Below are 265 nucleotides of genomic sequence, written 5' to 3' on the forward strand. Positions count from 1 at the left end.
CTCGGGGCCGCCGATCCGTCCGTAGCGGACGCTCTGCCGGTGGATCTGCGGATCAAGTGGCGGCTGGTGCGGGAGGGGCGGACGGCCGAGCTCATGGGGGCCCTGACCTTCGAGCAGGAGCACGGGAAGGGGGCTTTCGCGGTACGTGGCCTGCCCTGGCGGCGTCGCGCGGCCTACCCGGGTGCCGGGGCGACGGAGCGGCTGCGCTCCGGTGAACTCCCGGCAGCAGTACGGCTGTTGGGCGCCGCGTGGGAGCCCGGCGGGG

The 265-nt window shown here is 75.5% G+C and carries 1 protein-coding gene; it reads left to right on the forward strand.

The annotated features are described in order from the left end of the window. Positions 1–265, forward strand: a 265-nt coding sequence (locus tag J0695_RS40920) for a hypothetical protein (protein WP_206969870.1), incomplete at both ends; no start/stop codon positions are given.

The organism is Streptomyces beijiangensis (assembly GCF_017315755.1).
In the GTDB taxonomy this organism is placed as follows: domain Bacteria; phylum Actinomycetota; class Actinomycetes; order Streptomycetales; family Streptomycetaceae; genus Streptomyces; species Streptomyces beijiangensis.